18 protein-coding genes are annotated in these 26284 nt (G+C 45.7%); 3 read left to right on the plus strand and 15 right to left on the minus strand.

The window, feature by feature from the left end; translation table 11 throughout:
• Nucleotides 1-253: 253 nt before the first annotated feature.
• From ACX9NY_RS10945 to ACX9NY_RS10965, 5 genes are all read right to left on the minus strand, one after another.
• On the minus strand, nt 254-2686 hold the full coding sequence (locus tag ACX9NY_RS10945) for a glycogen/starch/alpha-glucan phosphorylase (protein WP_339242020.1): 2433 nt from the start codon (nt 2684-2686) through the stop codon (nt 254-256).
• A gap of 499 nt (nt 2687-3185) precedes the next feature.
• Nucleotides 3186-4289 carry a glucose-1-phosphate adenylyltransferase subunit GlgD gene (glgD, locus tag ACX9NY_RS10950; protein ID WP_339242018.1) on the minus strand — a complete coding sequence of 368 codons (1104 nt, stop codon included), beginning with the start codon at nt 4287-4289 and terminating at the stop codon, nt 3186-3188.
• 26 nt (nt 4290-4315) lie between these two features.
• The gene (locus ACX9NY_RS10955) at nt 4316-5485 is read right to left on the minus strand and encodes a glucose-1-phosphate adenylyltransferase (protein WP_339243038.1); all 1170 of its coding nucleotides are present in this window, start codon (nt 5483-5485) and stop codon (nt 4316-4318) included.
• A gap of 564 nt (nt 5486-6049) precedes the next feature.
• The gene (locus ACX9NY_RS10960; RefSeq protein ID WP_339242016.1) at nt 6050-7201 is read right to left on the minus strand and encodes an iron-containing alcohol dehydrogenase; all 1152 of its coding nucleotides are present in this window, start codon (nt 7199-7201) and stop codon (nt 6050-6052) included.
• A 251-nt stretch (nt 7202-7452) separates the two neighbouring features.
• Complete coding sequence (locus tag ACX9NY_RS10965) at nt 7453-9147, minus strand: M3 family oligoendopeptidase (protein WP_472478576.1); 1695 nt, start codon at nt 9145-9147, stop codon at nt 7453-7455.
• A 607-nt stretch (nt 9148-9754) separates the two neighbouring features.
• Between ACX9NY_RS10965 and ACX9NY_RS10970 the strand changes: the two genes are divergently transcribed.
• The gene (locus ACX9NY_RS10970; RefSeq protein ID WP_339242012.1) at nt 9755-10510 is read left to right on the plus strand and encodes a hypothetical protein; all 756 of its coding nucleotides are present in this window, start codon (nt 9755-9757) and stop codon (nt 10508-10510) included.
• 118 nt (nt 10511-10628) lie between these two features.
• Nucleotides 10629-10841, plus strand: a complete 213-nt coding sequence (locus ACX9NY_RS10975) for a cation:proton antiporter regulatory subunit (protein ID WP_076249592.1) — start codon at nt 10629-10631, stop codon at nt 10839-10841.
• Nucleotides 10842-10890: 49 nt separating this feature from the next.
• On the opposite strand, the gene ACX9NY_RS10980 is transcribed toward ACX9NY_RS10975, so the two are convergent.
• Nucleotides 10891-13638 carry a PAS domain-containing hybrid sensor histidine kinase/response regulator gene (locus ACX9NY_RS10980; protein ID WP_339242010.1) on the minus strand — a complete coding sequence of 916 codons (2748 nt, stop codon included), beginning with the start codon at nt 13636-13638 and terminating at the stop codon, nt 10891-10893.
• A gap of 271 nt (nt 13639-13909) precedes the next feature.
• Here ACX9NY_RS10980 and ACX9NY_RS10985 point away from each other — a divergent pair, with 271 nt between their 5' ends.
• Nucleotides 13910-14734 (plus strand): protein-glutamine gamma-glutamyltransferase, encoded by an 825-nt coding sequence (locus ACX9NY_RS10985; RefSeq protein ID WP_339243037.1) that lies wholly within the window; start codon nt 13910-13912, stop codon nt 14732-14734.
• 185 nt (nt 14735-14919) lie between these two features.
• Here the strand turns inward: ACX9NY_RS10985 and infC are convergent, their stop codons facing one another.
• From infC to ACX9NY_RS11030, 9 genes are all read right to left on the minus strand, one after another.
• Nucleotides 14920-15411: a translation initiation factor IF-3 gene (gene infC / locus ACX9NY_RS10990; protein WP_339242008.1), complete on the minus strand. Its 492-nt coding sequence runs from the start codon at nt 15409-15411 to the stop codon at nt 14920-14922.
• Nucleotides 15412-15530: 119 nt separating this feature from the next.
• Entirely contained in the window at nt 15531-16463 is a 933-nt protein-coding gene (locus ACX9NY_RS10995) for a manganese-dependent inorganic pyrophosphatase (protein ID WP_339242006.1), read from the minus strand.
• Nucleotides 16464-16862: 399 nt separating this feature from the next.
• Entirely contained in the window at nt 16863-17186 is a 324-nt protein-coding gene (locus ACX9NY_RS11000; protein ID WP_339242005.1) for a (2Fe-2S) ferredoxin domain-containing protein, read from the minus strand.
• Between the two features lie 101 nt (nt 17187-17287).
• Nucleotides 17288-18040 (minus strand): metallophosphoesterase family protein, encoded by a 753-nt coding sequence (locus ACX9NY_RS11005; RefSeq protein WP_339242004.1) that lies wholly within the window; start codon nt 18038-18040, stop codon nt 17288-17290.
• 101 nt (nt 18041-18141) lie between these two features.
• On the minus strand, nt 18142-19149 hold the full coding sequence (locus ACX9NY_RS11010) for an LLM class flavin-dependent oxidoreductase (RefSeq protein ID WP_339242002.1): 1008 nt from the start codon (nt 19147-19149) through the stop codon (nt 18142-18144).
• A gap of 245 nt (nt 19150-19394) precedes the next feature.
• The gene (locus tag ACX9NY_RS11015; RefSeq protein ID WP_339242001.1) at nt 19395-21332 is read right to left on the minus strand and encodes an LTA synthase family protein; all 1938 of its coding nucleotides are present in this window, start codon (nt 21330-21332) and stop codon (nt 19395-19397) included.
• Nucleotides 21333-21448: 116 nt separating this feature from the next.
• Nucleotides 21449-23815, minus strand: a complete 2367-nt coding sequence (locus ACX9NY_RS11020; RefSeq protein WP_339242000.1) for a putative PEP-binding protein — start codon at nt 23813-23815, stop codon at nt 21449-21451.
• Between the two features lie 290 nt (nt 23816-24105).
• On the minus strand, nt 24106-24321 hold the full coding sequence (locus tag ACX9NY_RS11025; RefSeq protein WP_472478577.1) for a hypothetical protein: 216 nt from the start codon (nt 24319-24321) through the stop codon (nt 24106-24108).
• A 229-nt stretch (nt 24322-24550) separates the two neighbouring features.
• Entirely contained in the window at nt 24551-26221 is a 1671-nt protein-coding gene (locus ACX9NY_RS11030; protein ID WP_472478578.1) for a helix-turn-helix domain-containing protein, read from the minus strand.
• Between the last annotated feature and the right edge of the window lie 63 nt (nt 26222-26284).

A 26284-nucleotide genomic window follows, 5' to 3' on the forward strand; every position in this document is an offset into this window, starting at 1 on the left:
CCCCTATCTAATTCGAAATATCAAACGATTTCTTATGTAGTATGACTGAGATCCGGAACATTTTTTTGATTTTGTGTGCGAACTTGTATGAGTTAGGATAAGTGAAATCCGTTTCTCTTCATTCTGAATGTCACTATAATAAAATGTATGCCAAAATCCCCTTGCTCTACAAGGAGATACCCCTACTCTGATTGATTAACCAGTAGAGATCACTCTTGTGAACAAGGGGACCTATTTGTCTAGAAATCTATGCTCAACCTTTCCAGTTCCCCGACACGGGATGAATACCCCAGATATCTGTGGCATACTCACTAATGGTACGGTCACTGGAGAATATACCGGAATGCGCCGTATTTAATATCGCTTTTCGAGTCCAGCCCGGAATATCCCGATACGCTTGGTCAATGGCAGCATGCGCATCTGCATAAGCAGCAAAATCACGCAATACAAAGTATTCGTCACCATGAGCTAACAAGGAGTCATAAATATCCCAGAACTCCCCGTCACGATAACAGAATGCACCTGGATGCACCAATTGCTCCACGACCTCGCGAATGCGTTCATCATGCTGCACAATCTCATTTGGACGATAGCTGCCGGAACGATAGTACTCAAGCACTTCGTCTGCACGCAGACCATAGATGAACATATTTTCCTCTCCAACTTGCTCTGCCATCTCCACGTTGGCTCCATCCATCGTGCCAATCGTCAAAGCACCGTTCATCATAAACTTCATGTTGCCCGTACCGGACGCTTCCTTCCCTGCGGTTGAGATCTGTTCACTAACATCCGCAGCAGGAATGATTTTCTCTGCAAGAGAGACGGAATAGTTCTCGAGGAAAAACACCTTCAAGCGATCATTCACGGCCGCATCCCGATTCACCGTATCAGCGACGGTATTGATCAGCTTGATAATTTTCTTGGCAAAATAATAACTCGGCGCTGCCTTGGCACCAAAGATGAACGTACGCGGTACCATATCAAATGAAGCATCATTCTTAAGTCGATTATACAGATGCATGACATGCAGAATGTTTAACAGCTGCCTTTTGTACCCATGCAGTCTCTTCACCTGTACATCAAAAATGGAATCGGGGTTCACTGATGTCCCGGTATGGTCCAGAATATACGCAGCAAGCCGCTCTTTGTTATCCCGCTTAATCAAACGGAACTGCTCCTGGAATGATGCACTATCCGCAAAGCCAGCCAACTGGTCCAGCTTACCCGGCTCTGTAATCCATTCGTTACCGATGGTATCCGTAATCAGATCCGACAGTTTCGGATTGGCATGCATCAGCCAGCGGCGATGGGTAATCCCATTGGTTTTGTTATTGAAACGCTCTGGATACAGTGCATAGAACGGAGCCATCTCGCGCTCTTTCAAAATCTTGGTATGCAATGCAGCAACACCATTCACGCTATGACTGCCTACAATCGCCAGATGCGCCATCCGTACCTGATCATTCGCAACAATCGCCAGATGCCCTATACGATCCTGATCTCCCGGATACCGATCCAGCAGCATGCCACAGAAGCGTTTATTGATCTCTTCAATGATCATGTAGATCCGCGGCAGCAGCTTGCTGATCATGGCTACAGGCCATTTCTCAAGCGCCTCACTCAGTGTTGTATGATTGGTATACGATACAGTACGCGTTGTGATGTCCCATGCTTCATCCCAGCCATAACCCTTCACATCAATCAGGATGCGCATCAGTTCCGGTATAACCAAAGTTGGATGTGTGTCATTAATGTGGAAGGCCACTTTATCTGGCAAACGATCATACGGTAGCTCCAGCTTGTTAAACGTACGCAAGGCACTCTGTACGCCTGCTGAACACATGAAGTATTGCTGCTTCAATCGCAGCAGCTTTCCCTCGTACTGGGAATCATCCGGATACAGGAATTCGGAGATCGATTCAACGGAACGGCTATAATCCAGATAACCGTAGTAGTTCGATGGGGTGTCAAGTGAAGTCTCACGCTTCGGTTCAGCACTCCATAGCCGCAATGTGTTCACATGCGTTTGACCATAACCGATGACAGGCACGTCATAGGGAATGGCTACAACCGCTTCGGCATCTTTGGTAACAAATTGATATTCCCCATCTTGCTCGTGAGCTTCTACCCGGCCCCAGAACTGCACTTCCACTTTTTTGTCTGGACGGCGGACTTCCCATTCATTGCCCTTATCCAGCCAATTGTCGGGTAGCTCTACCTGATTGCCATTGATGATTTTTTGCTCAAACAAACCGTATTTGTATCGAATGCCACAACCATGTCCTGCATATCCGAGTGATGCGAGTGAATCCAGGAAACAGGCAGCGAGTCGTCCCAGACCTCCGTTACCGAGTCCTGCATCTGCCTCCTGTTCTTCTACCTCTTCCAAGGAAAAACCCAGCTCCGCCAGACTATCACGGACGAGTTCCAACTCGTTTACATTCAGCAGATTGTTGCCGAGCAGACGTCCAATCAGGAATTCCAGCGAGAAGTAATAGACCTGTTTATCCTGGCGCTGCTTGAACCCCTGATTCGACGCTGCCCAATCCTGTCCTGCATATTCACGGATCATGCTTCCCAGTACATGGTACACGTCTTCCTGTGTGGCTTCTTCAATCGGTTTGCCCAATTTGCTGACCAAATTCCGTGTAAAGATACTCTTGAACGTTTCTTTGTTGTCAAACAAAAGTAGGTTCCTCCCGGGGAAACCCTGCAGGATGATGGCGGTTCATACACTCCGTTGCTCAACATTGTGCAAAGTGGCCGTTACGGTGACGAATCGTTCTTATGATCGCTGTTGTCTCCAAATTTTCTCGATTACCTATATACATTGAACTAAATAATATTCACACTGGCCACTCCGATGACAGAATAACCTTCCGATCACTGTTATCCCCAGATTTTTTTGATTCCTTTTTTTAAAAGGAAAAATCCGGGGATAAAGGCGAACGCTCCGCTTCTTCAGGTTCTTTCTGTCCTCTCCGTTTTGTGTAAATGTTTAAGTTTAATTTATATAGTAAAAGGTTGAAATTTGGAGACAATATACGCTTCTTCAGAATCGATTTCGTCCCCTTCACTTACTGCTAGGCTCTTTACCAAACAACTTTCGTCTACGAACCTTAAATCCATCCTACAGGATTTTTATTTTATATATATTTATAGAAGATATCGGTTACGTGCGGGCTTTAGATAATAGTGCTTTTCGCTAAAATGTATGGATTCGACCGGTCACCGATCAGCGTCTGTCCTCCGGTCAGCTTCACGTCTTTATCCAAAATGACGTTCTCAAGCACTGTCCCTTCACCAATGTAACATTTCTGCATGATAATGGAACCTTTGATTTTGGCACCTTTGGCCACCTGTACACCACGGAACAGAATGCTGTCCTCCACCTCTCCACCCACAATGCAACCGTTGGCAAGGAGGGAATGTTTAACATTGGCGGTATCCAGGTATTTGGCAGGCGCTTCATATTTGATTTTGGTTTGGATCGGATCTTCCTTGAACAGTTGTTCATATTGCCCTGTGTTGAGCAGATCCATACTGTTGCGATAATAACTGTCAATGGAATTGATGACTGCGTGATAGCCATCATATGCATACGCAGCGATATTCAATCCATCCGGATTTTTTTGAATCACATCCCGGAAGAAATGGCTCTCGCCATGATCAATACAGCGCTGCACCTGGCGCAAGAACAATTCTTTTTCCATGATGAAAATTTCTGTATATATATTCGGGTGATTAGCGCTTTGGTGAATGTCCACCACATTACCGTCCCCGTCATGGTCAACTTTGACACAGGCGTCATGCTCAGGCAGCAGTTGATCCACTTTTTTGCAGACCAGTGTAACGTCCGCTCCTTTGCTGATGTGATACCTGTAGACATCCTGGAGGTCTGCTTTGGTCACATGGCGACTACCTGCATGCACAACATACTGTCCTGCACCTCTGTGGAAAAAGTCCAAATTATTATGAAAATGCTGCAAATCCCCCTGTGATGTGTCTGTTGGATCGTTCCAGTCTGGTGGCAAAATAAACATGCCCCCATGCTTACGATCCAGATCCCAAGGCTTCCCATCACCAAGATGGTCCATCAACGAGCGATATTTTCGCCGTACAAATACACCTATACTCTCAATCCCTGCATTCATCATATTGGATAGAACAAAATCGATCAGACGGTAACGCCCGGCATAAGGCACCGCGGCTCCGCAGCGAAAGTACGTCAATTCCTTCAATTCCTCAAGTTCATGGTCAAGGTTAATAACTCCGATCAATTGTTTCATCGCATGCACCGTCCTTTTGACTTCAATTAGGCCTTGCTGGTTATTCCTTGGCGAAGCTGACGTTCCAGTTCTTCCTGATCGACGAGCAATATATCACTCTCATCTTCCGGTGCAGGCGAAATCTGTGTTCCATCAGGAATAACCAATCCTTCTGCGATAATAGCTCGGTAAATGCGCACATTTTGCCCGATTTTCACTCTTGGCATGATGACCGAATCGATAACAGCGCTGTTCTCCCCAACGTCTACCCCGTAGAAGAGGACGGAATGGTTGACCTCGCCGTGCACAATACTGCCTTCACTAATAATACAATTGCGAACCTTCGCCGAAGGTGAGATGTATTGTGCAGGTTGGTTCGGATTACGTGTAAAGATACGCCAGTCCGGATCATTCAGATTAAACGGTGTGTCTTCGTCCAACAGGTCCATATTGGATTCCCACAGACTGCGAATGGTACCTACGTCTTTCCAGTAACCTTCAAATGGGTATGCATATAAGGATTTTTCGTTTTCAAGCAACAAAGGAATAATATCTTTACCAAAGTCATAGGAGGTGGATGCCTGTTGTTCATCCTGGATCAGGAAACGTTTCAGTACATCCCACTTGAAGAGATAGATACCCATGGAAGCGAGTGTGCTCTTGGGTTCAGGAGGTTTTTCTTCAAATTCATAGATGCTATAGTCATCGTTGGTGTTCAGCACCCCGAATCGGCTGGCTTCTTCCAATGAGACATCAATGACCGATATGGTGCAATCCGCATCTTTATCTTTGTGATACTGGAGCATTTTTTCGTAGTCCATCTTATAGATATGATCCCCTGACAAAATGAGCACGTGCTCAGGATCGAATTGTTCAATAAAGTTCAGGTTACGGAAGATGGCATCTGCTGTACCACGGTACCAACTGCTTCCGTCTTCACGTTCATGGGGAGGAAGTACGTATACTCCGCCATTTTTACGGTCCAGATCCCAGTCACTGCCAATACCAATATAGGAGTGCAGGACAAGTGGTTCATATTGAGTTAATACGCCCACTGTATCAATACCCGAGTTAGAGCAGTTACTTAGCGGAAAATCAATAATTCGGTACGTACCGCCAAAATATACTGCCGGCTTAGCCAGTGATTTCGTTAATCCTTTTAACCTCTTCCCTTGCCCTCCGGCAAGTAGCATCGCTACAACTTCTTTTTTCGCCATCATTACAGCCTCCTCCACGTGCATTCGTTCTGATTCATTTCAGAGCCCATAATCGATATTCTGTTGTGTGGACACTGTTGTCATGATTAGGAGCATGCTGTACAGATGTGTAACCGGATAAGTCTTATTGAAGTTGAACTTTTTGATTGTGAAGCCTGAGATAGAGATGATGCGGTGTAGAATTGCCTTGACTGACTTACAGAGGTGAATGTTAAATGAAGAACTTAAGATGTAGCTCGTGAGCAATGAAATAGAATACTCCTATTTAACATTAAACACGAAACGGACTGGGGAATCTTACTGGAAAACATCGACATCAAGTTTCGGGTAAGATTACCCTTTCTCTAGCCGCTGTTATTCATATTGTATTCGATAATAGAGAAGCAAAATCCTTTAGTTTTTGTGCAATTATTAAGTGGAAAAATAAGTAAAAATATCGAGTTTACACGACAAAAAAGCCGACTTTCGATCTCGGCTCATTTTGTCTATTATTTTTGAATTGGATAATCCGTGATCCTCAACATCAATAGGATCGTACTTTGATATATCCGTTTCTGAAAAAGTCTATATAATTTTGCGGAATAGCTCCATCACTTCATCCTTGGACGGTTGATAGGGATTTCCTGGTGCACAGGCATCTTTCATCGCGTTATCGGCAAGCAGTTCCACATCCGGATCTTTCACCCCCAGCTCAGACAGTTTCTCAGGAATCCCAACTTCCTTCGATAGCTGACGGATGGCCTCAATGACGTAATCGGAACACTCCTCATCACTTCTACCCTTCACATCCATACCAATCGCTTTGGCAATGTGACGGAATTTGCCCGGTACATGCTTGGCATTCAACTCCTCCACATAAGGGAGTAACATGGCGTTGCACACACCATGCGGCAAATCATATACGCCACCCAGTTGATGCGCCATCGCGTGGACATAACCCAGACCCGCATTGTTAAAAGCAATCCCGCCAAGGAAACATGCGTACGTCATATGTTCCCGCGCTTCCAGATCACTGCCGTCTCTCACCGCTCTTGGCAAATATTCAAAGATCAATTCAACAGCTGCTGCAGCTGTCGCACTTGTCACTGTAAATCCACCAGGCGTAACCATCGCTTCCACGGCATGGGTTAAGGCATCCATTCCCGTAGCCGCTGTGAGACTTGCTGGCTTGCTGAGCATCAGCTCCGGATCATTAACCGACAGGGAGACCAGACTATTACGGTCCACCATTACCATCTTTACTTTACGTTCCTCATCTGTAATCACGTAGTTCATTGTCACCTCACTCGATGTGCCAGCCGTTGTGTTAAAAGCTACAAGTGGCACGGACTTATGTTTCGATTGATGCAATCCTTCATATTCACGGATATGCCCACCGTTGGTAGCCACAATGCCAATACCTTTGGCAGCATCCTGTGGTGAACCTCCGCCTATCGATATAATGGCGTCACAGCCATGATCTTGGAATAATCGATGTCCGTCATGTACATTCTGACATGTTGGATTAGGCTGAACCTCATCATATACGACATAGTCTAACCCTGATTTTCTTAATATAGACAGTACCTGCTCTGCAACGCCTGAAGTTATCAAATGACGATCACTCACGACCAGTGCTTTGCAGATACCCATCTGTCCAATCATCTGGCCTGCTTCCTGTAAACAACCTCTACCCATCAAGTTCACGGGCGGAACATAATATGCATGTGTTGCCATCTGAACCAGCCTCCTGTAACCCCTGATTTACTATCTACATTGTAACTGAATCCGTTTTCAGATATAGTGAAATAAATCACAATGGACACGATAAATGTTACACTGAAGTTTATTTTTACCCGTAATGAAAAAAAGACGACCCGGACACCCGAAGGTATCCAAGCCGTCTTGCCTATCAATCTTAAAGCTATATCCACTACTTATACCTTACGAAGGTACTTTCATTGAAACATCCTTATCCTTACGAAGGCTTAAAGCGCCTTATCGTTCACACCGTCAAGCCATGCCTCAATATCTCCAATTACGGAGGAAACACAACCGTCCTCAAATGGTGAGTTCAATCCAGCCAGTTCAACCAATCCTGTGAAGGACAAACTTCCTCCCGCTTTGCACAATGTCAGGTAATCGGCCCATGCGGACTTCATATCTTCGTTGCTGCGTTTCCAGAACTGGAATGCACAGATCTGTGCCAACGTATAGTCAATGTAATAGAACGGCGATGAGAAAATGTGACCCTGCTTATGCCAGAAACCACCCTGCTCCAGATAAGCATTATCTTTGTAATTGATGTGTGGCAGATAGGTCTTCTCAATGTTACGCCATGCCTGCTTACGCTCCGTTGGTGTCGCATCCGGGTTCGCATATACAAAATGCTGGAATTCATCCACAGCTACACCATACGGAATGAACAACAAACCGGAAGACAGGTGATCAAACTTGTATTTGTCCGTATCTTCCTTGAAGAACAATTGCATCCAAGGCCATGTGAAGAACTCCATACTCATGGAATGAATCTCAGCCGATTCATATGTCGGCCAGTTGTATTCAGGCACTGCAAAATCACGGCTCTCATACACTTGGAAAGCATGACCTGCTTCATGTGTCAATACATCAATATCACCGGATGTACCGTTGAAGTTGGAGAAGATAAACGGCACTTTGTAATCGTTCAGGAACGTACAATATCCGCCCCCTTGTTTACCTTTTTTGCTGACCAGATCCATAAGCTCGTTGTCGGTCATCATCTGGAAAAATGCATCCGTCTCTGGCGATAATTCAGCGTACATTTTTTTACCATTCTCAATAATCCATTCCGCATCACCCTTAGGTGTCGGGTTACCTGTCTTGAAGCTGAAGCCCTGATCGTAATAATACAGTGTATCCACATCAATCCGATTACGCTGGCGCTCTCTGAGCTTGGTCGCTACAGGTACAATATAATCGCGAACTTGGGCCCGAAAGTTGGCTACCATCTCTGCGTTATAATCCGTACGGTTCATGCGATCATAGCCGAGTTCCACATAGCTTGGATATCCCAGTTTTTTCGCAATCTGTGTACGCACTTTAACCAGTTCATCGTAAATACGATCGAATTCAGCCTCATGCTCAGCCATGAACGTGTATCTGGCTTCCGAAGCCCGCTCACGCATGGAGCGATCCGTGGACAGTTCAAATGGATGAAGCTGTGGTAACGTGCGCTCTTCACCTTCGAAAGGAATTTTGGCCGAAGCGATCAGCTGATTGTATTCTGTGGAAAGTTTGTTCTCCTTCTGGAGTTCTTCAATGATTTCCGGGCTGAATGTTTTCAGTGAAAGATCCGCCAGTTGGAACAGCTGTGAACCCCATTTTTGCTCCAATTCATTGCGGAATTTCGAGTTAACCAGTGCACGGTAAAAATCCGTAATATATTCCTGCACAATGGGTGCATTTTCATCCAGAAATTCGTTCTCCGCTTTGTAAAACTCATCATTGGTATCAATGGAATGACGGATGTAGACCAGTTGGGCTTGCGTCTCAAAGTCACTGCGCAGCGCATTAATCTGATCCATGAACCCACTCTGTTCCTCAACCGTTGTCGCAGCTTCAAAACCGCTCAACAGCTCACGGAAAGATGTCTTGATGTGTTCCAGATTCGGACGTGTATACGTATACTCACTAAATTTCATTTATGTACACCCTTTCCTGTTTGGCAGAATCTCGAGAGTATCCCGAGTTAAACTAACCCCTATTATACAAAAGAGCAGCTAAAAAATCCCATCTTTACGAAAAATATTTGTCCATCGGTCAAATTTGTACAACATTGTTGACTACATATATTACGTGCTAATGTAAGATCATTTCTTCAAAAAACTTTCAAACACAAATAAGCCCGCCTCGCATTAGCGAAGCCAGCTTATAGGTTGTCTCTCTTCTTTTCACATTTAAAAAATACTAGCTTTGGTCTTTATCCATAATCTGATAGAACCAGCCCATTCCGACCATGCCCACGACCATAATAACGGCCATAATAATGATATATGTCATGAATGTAACCTCCCTGCTTCCGTATATTCATCACACTACTACTAGTGTACACGGTGAAACACCGTTTGAATTGACCGAACATTGACAAAAATACGAAATCTTCAATTTTAACATATTGATTATTTCCCACAGGGCACTATATCATACGTACCTCACTGCAGGGTTCAAAGTTTCATCCGCCATGTTTACGGTGTATACTATACTTCTATGAAATGGAATTTGGATTTTTACGCAGAAAGGTTGAAAGACATGTCGACTCGCATCCCCTTACGTCAGCTAATGCTTACTGTTCTACTAGTCCTTATGTTATCTATTTTATCCGCCTGTGCGGATGGAGAAGCCCATCTAACGGTGAATATGGACGGATCAACGGATCTGGATCTCAATCTCAACGTAAAGAACTCCGCTCTTGGAAAGATTGGACAAGACAATCTCATGCCTCTGATCGCAGATGCATTGAATCGAAATAACTTCCAGGCAGAGGTTTCGGAACAGGGAGATCAGAAGCAACTCACAGCGACCACCCATTATGAAAAAAGCAATACAACCAACTTTGATACGTCCAAGTTACCACAAGGGATCAAAGTTGAACAATCAACTTCTCCCGGCTTCTTCACTTCCAAGATGCACATTACAGCAGAAGCCGACCTCATGGAATCCATGCCGGATGGTGAGATCAAAAATCAGATTAACAAGGTGCCTAGCTTTCTTAAGAACCTCTTGTTAAAAGATGTTAACTTTGATTTTAAGTTGTCTTTGCCTATCAAGGCAGCTGATTCCAATGCGGATCAGGTAGAGGATGGCGGAAAAACGCTCATTTGGCACGTTTCCCCCCTCCAGATGAATAAACTGGATCTGACTGTACAGGTCCCCAACATTCGGAACATCATCATCGTTGCAGTCATTGGCCTATTATTCATCGTTGCTCTGCTCATTTGGTTTTTGGTTCGTCGCAAACGGGCCAGACAGAGACATAGTGCAGGATCACATCGCGGAAAAAATTAATTCCTTCACACCAATTTTATTTGTGACTTGCCAAACGGTGTTGTGGATAGTAGAATACATCCGTACTGTGTGAACGGTTAATTTTTTATTCAGCAAAGCTAAAGAGGTGACAGGTTTCATGAATATCCGCGAATGCCCACTACCTGGTATTGGAGTTAAGTACCAGTTTGATACAAAGGGCGGCCAGCAGTTAGTCATTATTGTGCATGAGGACGGACGCCGTGAATTATTCTCCGTTGATCCACAAGACAACGAAGAACTCACTCTGATTGCAGATTTGGAAGATGACGAATGCGTAACCCTCTCCGGGTTAATCGGAGGCTGGTCGTAAATGACAGAATAACCTGTACCTTGAATTCAAGGCACAGGTTATTTTTCTGTTACGTTACCCTTTGAGAGCGAATATATGGAACCCATGTATTTAATACACGGCTGATCTCCGCGGAATGGAACGGTTTGCTAATAAAGTCCTGCATCCCGCATTTCAAGCACTCCTCGCGGTCACTCGCACCTGCAAAAGCAGTTATCGCTGCAATAACCGGTATCTCTGGATGGCTCTGTCTGATTCGACAGGTCGCTTCAATCCCATCCATAACGGGCATTTGAATATCCATGAACACCAGGTCATATTGAACCTTGTTCAATGAATCAACGGCCTGTGCACCGTTCTCAACGATATCACATACTCCGCCAAACTTGCGCAGCATCTCCTCCAACAGGTGGCTGTTGACCGCTTGATCTTCAGCAATCAATATTTTGAGGTCATGGGCAAGACTGGCTCGATCCAATTGCAGTTCATCATTCTCAGTAATTTCGATCGGGTCACTACTTTCTTCTTGCCAGCGCTCCACTACGAGGGTGAACTGGAACTCTGCTCCCTCACCGATCTCACTCTGTACGCCAATCGCTCCACCCATTAATTCCACCAGTTTCTTGCTGATCGCAAGCCCCAGTCCTGTCCCGCCAAACTTGCGATTGATGGCCGGATCAAGCTGTGAGAAGGATTGGAACAACTGATGCTGCTTTTCTGTTGGAATACCGATTCCTGTATCTCTTACTTTAAAGGTCAACATCAGATTGTCCCGACCATGCTCATCTGAAAAATCAGCACCAACGCTCACCTGAATACGACCCTGCTCTGTGAATTTAACAGCGTTACCCACCAGATTAATCAGCACCTGCCGAATTCGTGTCTCATCCCCCCGAATTCGCTCAGGAATGTGATCCGACACTTCACAAAAGAGTTCAATATTTTTCTCTGAGGCCTTCAGCGCAAACAGTTCAATCACTCCACCCAGCATCGCCTTAATATCTACAGGTGCGCGCTCAAGATCCATTTTGCCTGCTTCGATTTTGCTGAAATCCAGGATTTCATTCAAAATGTACAAAAGAGATTCGCCGCTATCAATCATGATTTCTGCAAAGCCTTTCTGTTCATCATCCAGCTCGGTTTCCATTAATAGGTGGGCCATGCCCATGATGCCATTCAATGGTGTTCGAAGCTCATGACTCATGATAGCCAGAAACTCGGACTTCGCTCGGTCTGCATGCTCTGCTGCTTCCTTGGCACGTATGATGTCCTTCACAGATGTCATATCACGGAAAACCAAAACGGCTCCACGGGTTCTACCCTGATCCATAATCGGCTTCAATTGGAACTCCGCCAGGAAACTGGACCCATCCTGTCTCCAAAAAACGGATTCGGTACGCGGCAGACCTCGTCCCTCACGAACAGCCTGTAGAATTGGTGTATCCTTGGATGGGTAAGGGATTCCTTCGCTCTGCATCTGAATCATCATCTGTTCAAGAGGTTTGCCGTTCATTTCACTTGGACAGAAGTTCATGATCTCCGCAGCGGCCGGATTAGCAAAGTTCAGATTCCCTTCCAGGTCCAGTCCAATAACACCCTCAGACATGCCATTCAAAATCAATGCCCGTTCATAACTAAGATTCTCGATTTCCTCGACATAACGTTTGGACTCCGTAATGTCACTGGTAATCCCATAGACACCTACAACTTTATCCTCCAGTATAATAGGAACATTAATCACATTGGTTTCAATTCGCTGTCCATTTTTGTGAATCAAGCCTATCTCATAGCTCTGTGCCGTGCCCTTCACCGTTTCCTCAAAATGATATCGTGTCTTCTCCAGATCCACAGGATCAATGAGGTGATCAAAAGGTCGGCTCAGCAGCTCCTCCTTGCTGTGTCCCGTCAACTGTTCCTGACCCACATTGGCTTTCAGCAGATTGCCTTCCAGATCAAGAGAAGCCACGCCCAGGGGATTACAGTCAAATAATGATCTGTACTCCTGCATGCTTAACTGTTGTTGCTGGCTGGCTGTGATATCCCGGGTTACAGCGACGAGTTCTAACAATTCACCTGCACTGTCATAGACATAATGTGTAATGGTATCTGCCCACACCGTAGATCCGTCCTTATGTTGCAGGCGATAACTGAGCCGTTTGGGAGCCAGACCCCTTCTCTGCTCTTCCATATACGCTTCAACCAAGGGCACATCCTCCGGACAGATAACGAATGTTCCAGGCTTACCTATCACTTCTTCCAACTCATAGCCGAGCATGCTCTTGCATGCATTCGAAACATATTTAAATGTACGACTGGAATCGACATCATGTATTGCAATCAGGTCCAGTGAAGACTCTGCCAGCAGCCTCGAGATGCGACTGCTCTCCTCCAATTGCTTACGTTGCACAATAAGGATTTCCTCTGCATCTTTTTGTTTCGTAATATCAGCAGCTTGTACGAGCAGATACAAAGGTTCACCACTCGTTTCATCCCGTACGATGCAAGCTCTAATGGTTGCCCATAATAACGAACCGTCCTTGCGTTTCAGGCGAACCTCCGTCTCGTACATCTCCCTTGTTTTATGGGTCATTTCCCAGAACTTGCTGCGGAATTCCTCCATGTGCAGATCTTCTTCGCAGATCATATGTACGACCGAAGTATCGAGCAGTTCTTCTTCACTATATGCAAGCATCTCGCAAAATGCAGGATTAAGCTGCAACCACTTTCCATTTACATGCGATGCGACAGCAATGCCGATTGGTGCGTGTGTATACAATTGTTCGAACAGAGATCGGCTCTCTGTAATGGATTTCGACATCACGTGTCCTCCTTTATGAGAATCTGATTGTATTCCGTATGAATAGACCCGCTTGAACATAACTTCATCTATAGAGTACTACCCCAAATGCCATGATTTATAAACGAGGTCACACAAAATGTTCACAGGAAACGACATTTTTAAGCTTGGATGCCGGGACATTCAATATGTACATACCAATTCGAACACATCGCGTCATATACTACACAATACCCGTGCTCTACTGATAATACAATGTTGAATATTCAAACAGGAATGGAGGTTATGAATGATGATCATTGTCGCAAATCAACCCGCCCTGCTGAACCGCTCGGAATGGTCTGATTTTGAATGGTACTGGTTACAGCAACTTCAGGATCGTCCAACGAGATATGTTTACCAATCCATGGATCATCTTCGATTTGAATGGGACTTGAGAGGCTCGCTCGTGAATGCAGCAGAAGGACTGGATCGAAGCGGGGTGAATTTTGCATCCTTTGAAAAATCCAGATGTAATCCTGCCTTCTGGAATCGAAATGCAGAGGGTGGATTCGAGCTTAAACCGAACGTAACACCCGCTGACGGCATCCGGGATATTTGGAGGAATGGGCACTTGTATGCCTTTGAATGTGCAACAGCCACGGTCATTGTGCTGTATGGTGGCGTGCTGGGAAGCATTCGTGAAGATGCTTTTAATTCGCTGTTTCGAAATCTGCTGCTCTTTGACTGGCATTATGACAGCGACCTGCGATTGATCGAAAAAAATGGTAGTGAAACCGCGCTTCCAGGAGATGTACTGTATTTCAAAAATCCGGATGTTTCTCCCGAAACCCCCGAATGGCAGGGAGAGAATACGATTATGCTGCGCGAGGACTGGTATTATGGCCATGGGATTGGCATTGCAAGCGGCGGAGAAATAATACGTACCCTGAATCAGTTCCGCGTTCCAGGTAGCCGGGTCTCTGCTTACTTAATGGATATGGTTATTTATCCGGACTTCTTTTATTTATCTCGATTCGCCAAGAACAACCCGAATAATGTTGCCGCTGCTTCTACACCTGTATTACCCGGACAGTTATATGTACGTCTTGGGGGCAGTCGTTATTTACGCAGCTGAATTAATGATACAGAAACGGATTTCGCCTTGAGTTGCATCCCTGATATATCAATCCAAGTGACGATTAACAAGCCCAATGGTACAGCAGTTACCCTGCCATTCATTGGGCTTTTCTCACATTCGAATAATCATTACTGCATTCACATTGGCCTTGCTATGTGTTATCTCAATAATCGTCTGGCAATCTACGCATGGGGGTCCAGTTGCACGACAACCTGTTTACCACTTACCTGGACACCCGTCGTTTTACTACCGAATTCAGCCAGCGATTTGCTCAGTTGCTCTGCCCATTCCTTGCCAGCAGCTCCCTCTTTGGCTCCATGCACCTGGATGACGAGTTTTACCGAATCACCTTTCTTCAGGATGCGTTCCGCCTGAGATTGCTTGGTATCCCGGTCATGATCCTCCATTGCAAGGTTCAAACGAATTTCTTTTACTTTCCGTTTATCAGGGGATTTACTCGCTTTTTTCTTCGCCTGCTGCGCTTCCGCTTTGGCTGCTCCTGCACCGATCAGCTTGCATGGCGGCGGACTGGTCATCAAGGACAAGCACACCAGATCTACTTTATGCTGCTTCGCAAGTAGAAGGGCTTCCTTTGTGGGCATCACGCCCAGATCTTCACCATTCAATCCGGTAAGCTGTACTTCGGCTGCTTTGATTTTTTCATTTTTGATCATGATTCTTCCTCCTCCACATCAAAAGCCTGTCCTGATCATGTACCGATCAGAGCAGGCTAGGATGTCGTTGCTATTATTTGTAATACCTATCAGCGTATGAATACGCCAATCTGTCCGATTTATAACGTGTTGAATGCTTCCGTCAGAACCGGTACAATCTGTGATTTGCGTGATACTACGCCTTTCAAGAGCGCTTTGCTATCAGACAGTGTCACATTGTAGGCTTTCTCCACAGCTTTGGTGGATGCGCCATATGCCAGAGCCACAGAATCGTTGTTCAGAATGTCTGTTACGACAAATACGAACAGGTCGAGACCTTTGCTGGAAATGATCGCTTCAATGGCTGCTTCTAGCTCAGGTTGCTTCACGAGAACATCGTTCACATCTACAGCGTTAACCTGTGCAATTTCCACTTTGGCTTGACCCATTACGAATTCTTTGGCATCCAGGGAAATCAGCTCAGCAATTGTTTTTTGGCTCAGATCCGCGCCGGCTTTCAGCATGTCCAGACCATAGCTGTCTGCATCTACGCCAGCAATGGCAGCCAGTTCACGCGCAGCGGCTACATCCTGCTCTGTGCAAGTCGGGGATTTGAACAACAAGGAATCAGAAATGATTGCAGACAGCATCAGACCAGCAATCGGCGCACTCACTTCGATGCCGTTTTCTTTGTACATTTTATTCAAAATGGTTGCAGTACAACCTACAGGCTCTGCACGGAAATACAGAGGTCCGCTTGTCTCAAAGTTAGCAATACGGTGGTGGTCGATAACTTCCACGACAGTCACTTCCTCAATATCGCTTACGCTTTGCTGACGCTCGTTGTGGTCAACCAGAATAACCTTGTTTACTTCATTTGAAGCTGTTTTAATCAGGCGCGGTGCCTCAATTTTGAAATGATCCAGTGCAAACTGGGTTTCACCATTGACTTCGCCGAGACGAACAGCTTCAACGTCCTGACCCAATTTTGTTTTGAGATCCGCATAGGCGATTGCCGAACAGATCGTATCCGTGTCGGGATTTTTGTGACCGAAGATTAACGCTTTTTCCATATTTATAGCCCTCCGTCAATTCTCATTTATATAAGTTTAACCAAAGAATGTTTACACTTGCCACTCCGATGACAGAATAACCTTCCGGTCGCTGTTATCCCCAGATTTTTTGATTCCCTTTTTAAAGGTTAAATCCGGTGATAAGCATACGCTTCCGATGCAGCTTTCTTTCAGAAAGCTTTTAGGCGAGCGCTCCGCTTCTCCAGCTTTTTTCTGTCCTCTCCGTTCTCGTGTAAAACGTTTAGTTGAACTTATATAGAATAATACATGTCATATTTTAATCATACCCTACTGATTATAGCGCTTATAAGGCTTAATTCCAATCCCGTTACAGCGAATTAATTGCAAATCATTCTCAGGTAAGTCATCTTAGAAAAAAATAATATCCTCTCTGTAATTCTATTTCACAGAGGTCTTGGCCACATTCGCAATCAAGTGTTTCTCCAGTTTCTCGCCTTCGCACAAGGCCTGTACGAGTGCTCTGCCTGAATCCGGTGTCATCTGGCCATACCAGTCACCCTGTGGATACACAATCGACACGCATGCGTTGTCACACTGACCATTACATTTGGTACGAGTCGTATGGATGAATCCTCCCGCCTGCTGTTTAACAATCTCGTCCCGTACCGCCTGAGTTACTTCTTCCCCATCGTTACGCATGCATGTTCCACCATTACAGAGTAAAATGTGATGTTGCAGTTGATCCAGATTATAGATAGCCAAACTTGGTTCATTCCCCTCAAGTCGATATGATATGTATCCTATTTATTCCATCGTACAACCTTATAAATTAGCATATGAATTCCTGATACGCAACGAAAATATTAAATCTCGGACTCTTCCACGCTCTGCCCTTGCCGTACAAAAAAGGTCTGTAGACTGCCATCCTCGTTAATCTCCAGCATGTTCAATTGTGCTCCATAGGCACAACCACCATCAATGCCAATTTTGTCTCCGCTCGGGTCAAACCAAATGCCTGACTCATCATGCAAATGCTTCACGGGTGTGTGTCCAAATACGACCGTCTCTCTAATCGCCGTTGGTCTGGAATAGAATGGTTCCCGAATCCAAATGAAGTCCCGCTCGGACTGGTTTCTCCAATCTTCGATATCCGGGTTGATCCCGGCATGCACAAAAATATAACCCGGTATCTCGTACACCAGCGGAAGCTGATCCAGAAACTGAAGATGATGTTCATAATGTGTACGTATCCACTGTTTGGCTTCAGCATAAGCTTCCCAATCGATCTGTTGCTCATCATATGTAAGCTCCAGATCCAGATAACTTGCCATCGTGTTTAATCCACCATTACGAATCCAATGCTGATCATATTGCTCAACATCCTGAGTCAGCGCCTTGACCATCATGGCATCGTGATTGCCTTTAATCACTATAATATTGTGCCGTTGCTGAAGCTGCATAATCTGTTCGATGACCTGCCTGCTGTTTGGACCGCGATCCACATAATCACCCAGCAAAATCAACTCATCTTGCAAAGGATTATAATCTGCAAGCTTAAGCAATGCATTCATTTCATCGTAACAGCCATGAATATCACTAATGACACATCTGCGCATATGAATCTCTCTCCTCTCCCTGATCAAGCAAGAGTATAACCGGAACCTTGCAAGAGCAAAATTCCGGTCTGTTCAGAGTAGTTATTCCCGCTTGCTGATTATTAGTCCTGCTTGAGTCCAAAGGCTTCTGCAATCAAGCCGAATGAGCGTAGACGTGCTTCGAACGAATGGATCGCTGACGCGATAATGACTTCATCCGCTTCATGACGTTCAGCCATAGCGGTAATTTTGTCTCTCACCTGATCCGGTGTACCCACGATGGAAAAAGAACGACGTTGACGGATCTGTTCCATCTCCATCGCTGTGAATGGATAGTTGTTCACCGTCTCCAGGGATGGGAAGGAACTCTGTTCAAGTCCCCGTCCGAGTCGCAGGAAGAATAGTTCATTGCTGCGCGCCAGTTCAGCCGCTTCTTCCTCTGTCTCTGCACAGAACGCCGAGACAGCGATCATGGAATGGGGTTTGTCATTCAGGATGGACGGCTTGAAATGTCTACGGTAATGTTTCATTGCTTCTTCGCCGCCTGGTGTACCGAAGAATTGGGCAAACGCATACGACGTCCCTTGCGCAGCTGCAATCCTCGCACCTTCGGAGCTGGAACCTAGCAACCACACTTCGGGTACCGTTGGAACCGATGGTCCGGCTACCAGAGACGCAAACCGATGATCCTCAGGCAATTGCTCGTGGAAGTATCCGCCTAGATCCGCAATCTGCTGTGGGAAGAATTGTACATTCGATGATTTGCCTTCGTTCAGCGCTCTGCTGGCAATCGGCATTCCGCCTGGTGCTCTGCCAATTCCAAGGTCAATCCGCCCCGGATGCAACGCTTCCAGCAGACGGAAATTCTCCGCAACCTTATAGGCACTATAATGAGGTAACATGACTCCACCGGAACCTACCCGAATGTGATCCGTATGTGCAGCCACATGTGCAATCATCACTTCAGGACTGGAAAAAGACAGTGCACCACTACCGTGATGCTCCGACATCCAGAAGCGGGAGTATCCCAATTGATCCGCATGTTGCGCGAGTTTCACCGTTTCCTGCAGCGTATCCTGCACACTACGGCCTTCATTGATATGTCCATGTTCGAGTACACTCAGTTTCATATATATTCAATCCTCTCGTCTATTGCTTCATGATTTCTGTGAATATGAGTTCTGCGAATATTACACGCTATTGCTCACTTCATTCTTGCTTGTTCCATTGTAACATTAATTATTACAGTTTCAAACTTTAGTTATCCTCTTTTATTACCACACTTGTGCAAGAAACATGCAAAAAACGCCACCAGTTTTGAACTGGTGACGTTTGGATGTAGCGTTGAGATCTAATCTCTTTCAGAAAAACTCAGTTATGGCGCACGTTTCGGTAACAACTTCACATACTCGTCAGACAGTTTCATCAGGCTGAGCACATGTTCATAGTCGGCACGATAGGGTTCCAAATCCGTTACCGGCTCATACGTTTTGAGTGAGTAGGCTGTTCCATCATCAAACCCTGCACCCGGAATAAACATGATGTCATTGTTGACAAATGACCCCGTCGGCAAGTAATACCGGATACCGAAGGCATTATGATCCATGTTGAGCAGATCATGTCCGAAGGCAGTGAACTTCTCGTCCTGGAGCGAAACGCCCATCAGATTCATGATTGTTGGCAACATATCCAGCTGACCGCCTGGCTGCTCAATGACTTGCCCTTTGCTCTGTTTCGGTGTGTGAATCATTAACGGAATGTTGAATCGACTTACTTTACCGTCATAAGGGACACCGAGATTAGCCTGAATCTGTTGTGTAATCTCTTCGTCAGCAGGCAGACCGAAGTGGTCTCCGTAGAGCACTAGGGTTGTGTTATCCCATAATCCGTTGGCCTTCAACTCATTAATGAGTTGACCAATGGCATAGTCCGTATAGTTGATCGACTGCAGATAATCGTGAAGCAGTTTGTTTGTGATCGTCGCGGGAATCGTAATTCGTGCACGATCGGCAGGAACCGTAAACGGCGAGTGGCTTGATGCCGTGATGAACTGAGCATAGAACGGCTGATTTGCAGCCTGATGCGCAGTCATTTTTTCCACACCTACACGGTACAACTCTTCATCTGATGGTCCAAAATCATTAAACTTGTCATTCTCAAAGCTCGGCTTGTCGAAGTAACGAGTGAATCCGAGGGCCGGATACATCTTGTTCCGGTTCCAGAAGGTAACGTCATTGACGTGGTACGTCTCGGACTCATATCCCTCTTTGCCAAGTAATTTTGGAAGACTTGGCAATTCGCGGTCACTATACCCTGCCGACATGGGGACAACGCCGGTTGGATAGATGGACGTGTTCGACATAAACTCAGCGTCTGATGTGTTTCCCTGTCCAATCTGTTGGAAAAAATGAGAGAAATAATAGCTTTCTTTTGCCAGATCATTCAATACCGGCGTTAATTCCTGACCGTCCAATGAGGCATTAATCGGAAAATTCTGAAAGGACTCCAGTTGCAGTACAATCAGATTACTGCCTTTGGCCTGACCAAAATATTTGGCCTTCACGGCTGAGCCGTCACTCGGTTTATCCTGATACGGATACTTGCTAACCAGGTCATTGATCTTGGCAATCGTTTCGTTAATGTTGCCATTCGCAATGGCCTCATTCTCTTTGCTTGTCATAATAGCAGATGAGACCTGGTAGTTCAGAAAACCGAGATTCTCGGCGCGAACCAGTTCGTTATCAATCGTTTCACCTTTGACAATAAAACTGCCAGACAACACGATGCAGAATGCAGCGGTAAGCGCAACACCGAGTTTTCCCCAGTAACGTCTGCGAACTCTGCCGAACGTCAGACCGCTATCGCGGTAACTGCTGCGGTTACGCCCACCTGCACGTCTGCGCACAATCAACCATATTGGCAGTGCCAATACGATGTCTGCAAAAAACAGAAAGTGCTCCGGTCGTACCAGAGGTCCGATACTGCCCCGTACTTGCGCAACCTGACCTAACTCACTTAGCACGGTATATGTGGGTACCGAACTGAAATGAACGTTATACAGCGTTGCCGCGAACAGAAGCAGAGAAAACAAAATATTGAATCCCCCATAAACGGTCCGCTTCCAGCCTTTGGGCACAATCAGATCCAGTATGCATACCAACGTTAATGCACCTAATGCGTCAGTCACCAGACCAATGCCAGACAGACCCTGGAAAAAGAAATACCTCAACAGTGACAGCTTCAACAACATAAGAATGAATAACACGGCGAATAAAGTCCGTGATGAAGTTCGTTCATTATTGGAATTATACATGGTCGCTTTCAACCCTTACCCTGAAATTTTACGTTCTCTTTACAAAACGCATATTTCAGTATAACAGTTTTCTGTTTGCTATTCCATGGAAGTTCCGTGCAAGACAGGCTGCGTGTTTACGCAATGGTGGATATATCTGCATTCTGTGTGTTCGTAACCTCTCTCTGTCCCTCAATGGCTGCTTGTGCAGCTGCAATTCGTGCATAAGGGATCTGTTCAGGCAGACAGCTTACGTAATCCATTCCAATACGGTGGCAGAACGTAATCGATTCCAGATCCGCCATATTTTCTCCGCAGATCCCTGTTTTCAGATGAGGTTTTCGAATTCGCCCTTGGACTACCGCCATCTCTATCAGTTGCCCGACTCCTTCAATATCGAGCACATGAAATGGGTTATTCGTTACTGTACGAGAATCCGTATCACGTTGAAGGAATCGCTTCTCGGCTTCATGGCGACTATATCCAAACGTCATCTCTGTGAGCTCATCCGTGCCAAATGTGAAAAAGTCTGCCTGTCGAGCGATGTGAGTCGCCGTCAGCGCCGTTCTCGGAGCTTCGATCATCGCCCCAACTCTATAGTGACAATGCCGTCTCTCCTCACCTAGCACTTGGTCAGCCACATGATCCACCAGATCTCTCATCACCTGAAGTTCATGCACATGACCGATCTGCGGGATCATAATCTCGGGGCGTACCCACCAGCCTTGACGGATGCCTTTCACTGCTGCACGGAATATTGCTTCAAGTTGCATATCCATAATTTCAGGGAACACGGTACTCAGACGACAAGACTGTTGCCCAAGTGCCGGATTGTGTTCGTGCAATTCACTGACTCTGCGAATGACGCGCTCCAGTTCCTCCAGTTCACTCTGGGGGTCTTCTTGCTTCTGCGGCTCCTCGGATTGTAACCATTCACGTCGTTTCTCCAACACGCCCAGATCCGGTAGCAATTCATGCAGCGGCGAATCGAGCAAACGTATAGTTACCGGGAATCCATCCATCGCTTCGAACAGCTGTTCAAAATCAGACTGTTGCATCGGTAACAGACGCTCCAACCCTCTCCTGCGCTCGGATTCACTATCAGCCAGAATCATTTTCTGTACAAAAGGTAGCCGCGCAGGTGACAACAGCATGTGCTCCGTCCTGCACAACCCAATTCCCTCCGCCCCCAGCTTCCGTGCTGTTATGGCATCCTGCGGTCGATCCGCATTGGAAAGTATCGTCAACTCTTTCACTTCATTAGCCCATTCGAGCAGCAGTTGCAGATCGGATGAAGAAGGTGAAGCTGAGTTATTCTCAGAGGCTGCATGCTCGTCATTCGTTCCTAGCTGGATCTGTGTGGGAAGATTTCCAATGCTCTCTTCTCTGCCCGAATCTGTATAATGCTTCAGCACTTCCGTGATATGCCCAGGTTGAATACGCAACAGTGCTTCCTCCCTGGTAATGAGTCCTTTATGGACAAAATCCACAGCACTTCTCAGTAAGGCTGTAGAAGATAATCGAGCGGGCTGGGTGTACACAACATACAACGCGCCGGAATCAACTACAAAGGTAATCTCCTGCACTTCTCCCTCACGTCTCTCCAACTGGCTGCCTATCTCCAACAAACGTGTATAAAGCTCAGATTGGTCATCTCTTAGCCGCTCCAGACCGTGATCCGTTTGATCGGTGTTTCCCGTTGAAACGTACTGTCCAATAATTCCCTTCTCTCCTGTAAGTGGGTTACGCGTATATATTGTTCCGGTCCCGCTTGAGTCTCCACATTTCCCATGCATCATGGTCTGTATAAGAACAGGAGCGCCTGGCTCCGAAGAAAAGTAAGTTGGTTTACGCATGATCTCATTCTGAGATCTGGATGCTTGAACACGCTGTGAATGATATACCGCACGTACAGCTTCATTGAATTGAAGTTGGACATCCTGTGGAAAAGGGCTGCGACCCTTCGCTTCAATTAAATATTTAAATTCGGTAATGATTAATTCAAGCTCCGCTTCATCCCCATCCTTGACGTTGCTCGATATTTCTGTGAAAAATTTAGACGGAATTCCATGTATCAACTGTCCATATTCCTTTAAGTAATGAAGGTAACATTGGAGTGCATACAACCGATTACCGGTATGACGTGCGAGTCCTTCCACAGTGACATCGTTTAGACCCACACTTAACAATGGATGTATGGCAGCATCTGATGATTGATCACGATCAGTAAGTACCGCGAGCAGAAGCGGATTCTCCGAATGTCCGAAGAATTTACCGGTTTGCTGTTCCAGGTGCCGGATCGCGTTCACAATCTCTTCCTCTCCTTCACCGGAAAGATGTCCAAGACGGGTACAGAACTCGCGACAGCATTCCGTTGTGACTACAAATCCGGCCGGGACAGACCAACCTGCATGCTTTAGCTCCGCAAGATCAGCCCCTATACTGCCCATTAGCCCCTTCATCTCTGCCGTACCTTCTTCCAACAGAATTACCCGTTTTGTCATTACAGCTCTCCCATCCGCCATTCATGGCTATGCTTGAAGACTTCATCCTGCCTTACAGATCAGCCTTCACTCTAATGGTATGTCGTAATCTTTCAGTCAAGGACATCCGCTTTTGCATTTTGTGCTCATTGTTCTGTTTTTTTGTAAACGCTACACTAAAATGAGATGAAACAAGCCTTTTGAGTCGTTGTATTGGTTCATTTATCAAAGCGAACAAAAAGAAGCCCCTTCAGCTATGCTGATGGAACTTCATATTTTTTAGTATTCACTTACCTCAAACGTCATATGTTTTATTCCCATTCACCTTTTTTGACGTAAGTTGCTTCATAAGCAACAATTACATTTGTTTTATCTGTTACCTTTTGTAAATCATCGACTACAACCTCTTCTTCACCGTAGTCTACCAAACTGGAATCAACTTTCTCGTAGACCCCACAATCCTTCACATAAATTACATCTGGATGCTCGGAATCATATCTTAAACTTTCCAGAAGATCTTCAGGCAAGATTTCATGTGATTCGGCAACCGTAGTCTCGGTACCTCTGTAACAGGAACCATCCCGATAACAGCTACTACTAAAAGTGATGCCCAGATTTTTTTCTGCATATGATGTCTATTCTCCTATTCATTTTTCCTATATCATAGAGTAAATCCGATTAGTAGATCTTTCCAGCTTTCTTCGAGTTTAATTTAATTATTGAAACCAGCTTGTTTGTAGTTTTAGCTCCCATTCCTCAAGCCATAAACCGCAATACATCCTCAATCTTCTTCCCATGGGATATCACACCGTAGTTCATCCATGACATGAAATCCACTTCATACACATTACCGTTCCTCACCGCAGGCAGACGTTTCCATTCATCCCGGTCGAGCAGTTCGCGCTCAACTCCTGGTTCAGCAGAATCCCCAGTATCAAAAGTAATCAACAAGTGATCCGCATCAAGTTGGCTTAACTGCTCCAATCCAATGGAAATCCTGCGCTCATGTCTTGTCCATTGCTGCACACGGGAATGCGGAGTTAGTCCAAGATCCTGATAAATTACAGGGCCCACGTAACCTTGCTGATTCCCATAGAGAGTAATATCCGACGCAGATATACGCAAAAACGCCACCGTTTGACCACGCATATAACGTGTTAAACGTCCTTTAGCTTCCAATGCCTTGTCCTCATACGCACCAATTACATCTTGAACCCGATTCACCTTTCCCAACACATCGGCTGTTGATCTAAGAATGGAACGCCAATCCTCTCCCAGATGATCTACGTAAAACGTAGGTGCTACTTGCTCAAAGCGGTCCAGATTCCATCGATCATATCCCTTGTTCAGCATGATAAAGTCAGGTACAAAATCCGCACTGAATTGAGCATCCTGCTGGCTTACATCGAATTCGGGCACATCATCCAATCCCAAATAATGCTGTCTACCCCAGGAGTGATGCGAATATTGCAACACAGGCTTTACGCCCAGGGCCAACACAAAGTCTTCCAGATACGGAGCAAAGACACGAACCTCTTGACGGTGATGACGACGATATAAACCGGGGGAAATACCAGCATACTGCTTGAAACGGCGACCAAAATAATACTCGCTGCTGAATCCCACATTCTGTGCAATCTCATGGATGCGATCATCCGTTAGCTGCAATAGTTGCTTCGAGCGCTCCAGCCGAACCGTATTCACATAATCAAGCGGAAGCTTGCCTGTTATCCTTTTGAATTGCCGAGTGTAGCTGGCTCTGGTTAGACCAATATCTGCCGCGAGCTCGTCCACGGTTATCGTCAGATCATAGTGGTCGTCAATATAACGAATTGAACTTTGAAGACGGGCACGGTCATCTGGTGCATCGGTTTCGGGATCACTCTGGCGAAGCAAGGCACGGAACCACTCTTGGAAACGAAGCTGTACCTCCCATTGCTTCAGCCAATCGCCAGTGACCTGTTGACGCAGCATTTGTTCCAACGCTTCCAGACAGGAACTCCACGGACTGTAACTCAGCTGAATAAGAGGGGGCGATTCTTGAGCTTCAATCCCTTTAAGTAACTCTTGCTGCTCAGTCGTGATTATCGTAGGCGAATGGTCTGAAATATCTTCTTTCACCTCAGCCACCACCAGATCAAGCTTATAATATTGCAAATTATTTTCTGTCCAAGGAGGGCCTTCTATCTTAATCGGTGTTCCCGCTGGAACAAACATAATCATTCCTTTTTCCAAATGAAATTCCCGATCGGAGTAAACTATCGAACCCTTTCCAGATGTAACAACAAATATGGAGTGTGAAGACGATTTTTTATGTAGCAAACGTTTATCGATCTCAGATTTACCGTGGTTTATATATTCCATCTGCTGAATCGTGCACAGCCAGGGCTTGGGAATCCATTGTATTATCGTGGGGTACATGTTCATCGTCCTTAACTGAGAATTATTATCATTTGAAATAGTGTATACGAAAAAAGAAAGCTCTTCAAC

Source organism: Paenibacillus sp. CB74 (genome assembly GCF_055687625.1).

Excerpts from the sequence above, each read along its gene's own strand:
- ACX9NY_RS11030 (WP_472478578.1), bottom strand. The coding sequence starts at position 26,221 with ATGAACATGTACCCCACGATAATACAATGGATTCCCAAGCCCTGGCTG.
- ACX9NY_RS10980 (WP_339242010.1), bottom strand. The coding sequence starts at position 13,638 with ATGTCGAAATCCATTACAGAGAGCCGATCTCTGTTCGAACAATTGTAT.
- ACX9NY_RS11020 (WP_339242000.1), bottom strand. The coding sequence starts at position 23,815 with ATGACAAAACGGGTAATTCTGTTGGAAGAAGGTACGGCAGAGATGAAG.
- glgD (WP_339242018.1), bottom strand. The coding sequence starts at position 4,289 with ATGAAACAATTGATCGGAGTTATTAACCTTGACCATGAACTTGAGGAA.
- ACX9NY_RS10955 (WP_339243038.1), bottom strand. The coding sequence starts at position 5,485 with ATGGCGAAAAAAGAAGTTGTAGCGATGCTACTTGCCGGAGGGCAAGGG.
- ACX9NY_RS10995 (WP_339242006.1), bottom strand. The coding sequence starts at position 16,463 with ATGGAAAAAGCGTTAATCTTCGGTCACAAAAATCCCGACACGGATACG.
- ACX9NY_RS10970 (WP_339242012.1), top strand. The coding sequence starts at position 9,755 with ATGTCGACTCGCATCCCCTTACGTCAGCTAATGCTTACTGTTCTACTA.
- ACX9NY_RS10965 (WP_472478576.1), bottom strand. The coding sequence starts at position 9,147 with ATGAAATTTAGTGAGTATACGTATACACGTCCGAATCTGGAACACATC.
- ACX9NY_RS11005 (WP_339242004.1), bottom strand. The coding sequence starts at position 18,040 with ATGCGCAGATGTGTCATTAGTGATATTCATGGCTGTTACGATGAAATG.
- infC (WP_339242008.1), bottom strand. The coding sequence starts at position 15,411 with ATGATCAAAAATGAAAAAATCAAAGCAGCCGAAGTACAGCTTACCGGA.
- ACX9NY_RS10960 (WP_339242016.1), bottom strand. The coding sequence starts at position 7,201 with ATGGCAACACATGCATATTATGTTCCGCCCGTGAACTTGATGGGTAGA.
- ACX9NY_RS11015 (WP_339242001.1), bottom strand. The coding sequence starts at position 21,332 with ATGTATAATTCCAATAATGAACGAACTTCATCACGGACTTTATTCGCC.
- ACX9NY_RS11010 (WP_339242002.1), bottom strand. The coding sequence starts at position 19,149 with ATGAAACTGAGTGTACTCGAACATGGACATATCAATGAAGGCCGTAGT.
- ACX9NY_RS10975 (WP_076249592.1), top strand. The coding sequence starts at position 10,629 with ATGAATATCCGCGAATGCCCACTACCTGGTATTGGAGTTAAGTACCAG.
- ACX9NY_RS10985 (WP_339243037.1), top strand. The coding sequence starts at position 13,910 with ATGATCATTGTCGCAAATCAACCCGCCCTGCTGAACCGCTCGGAATGG.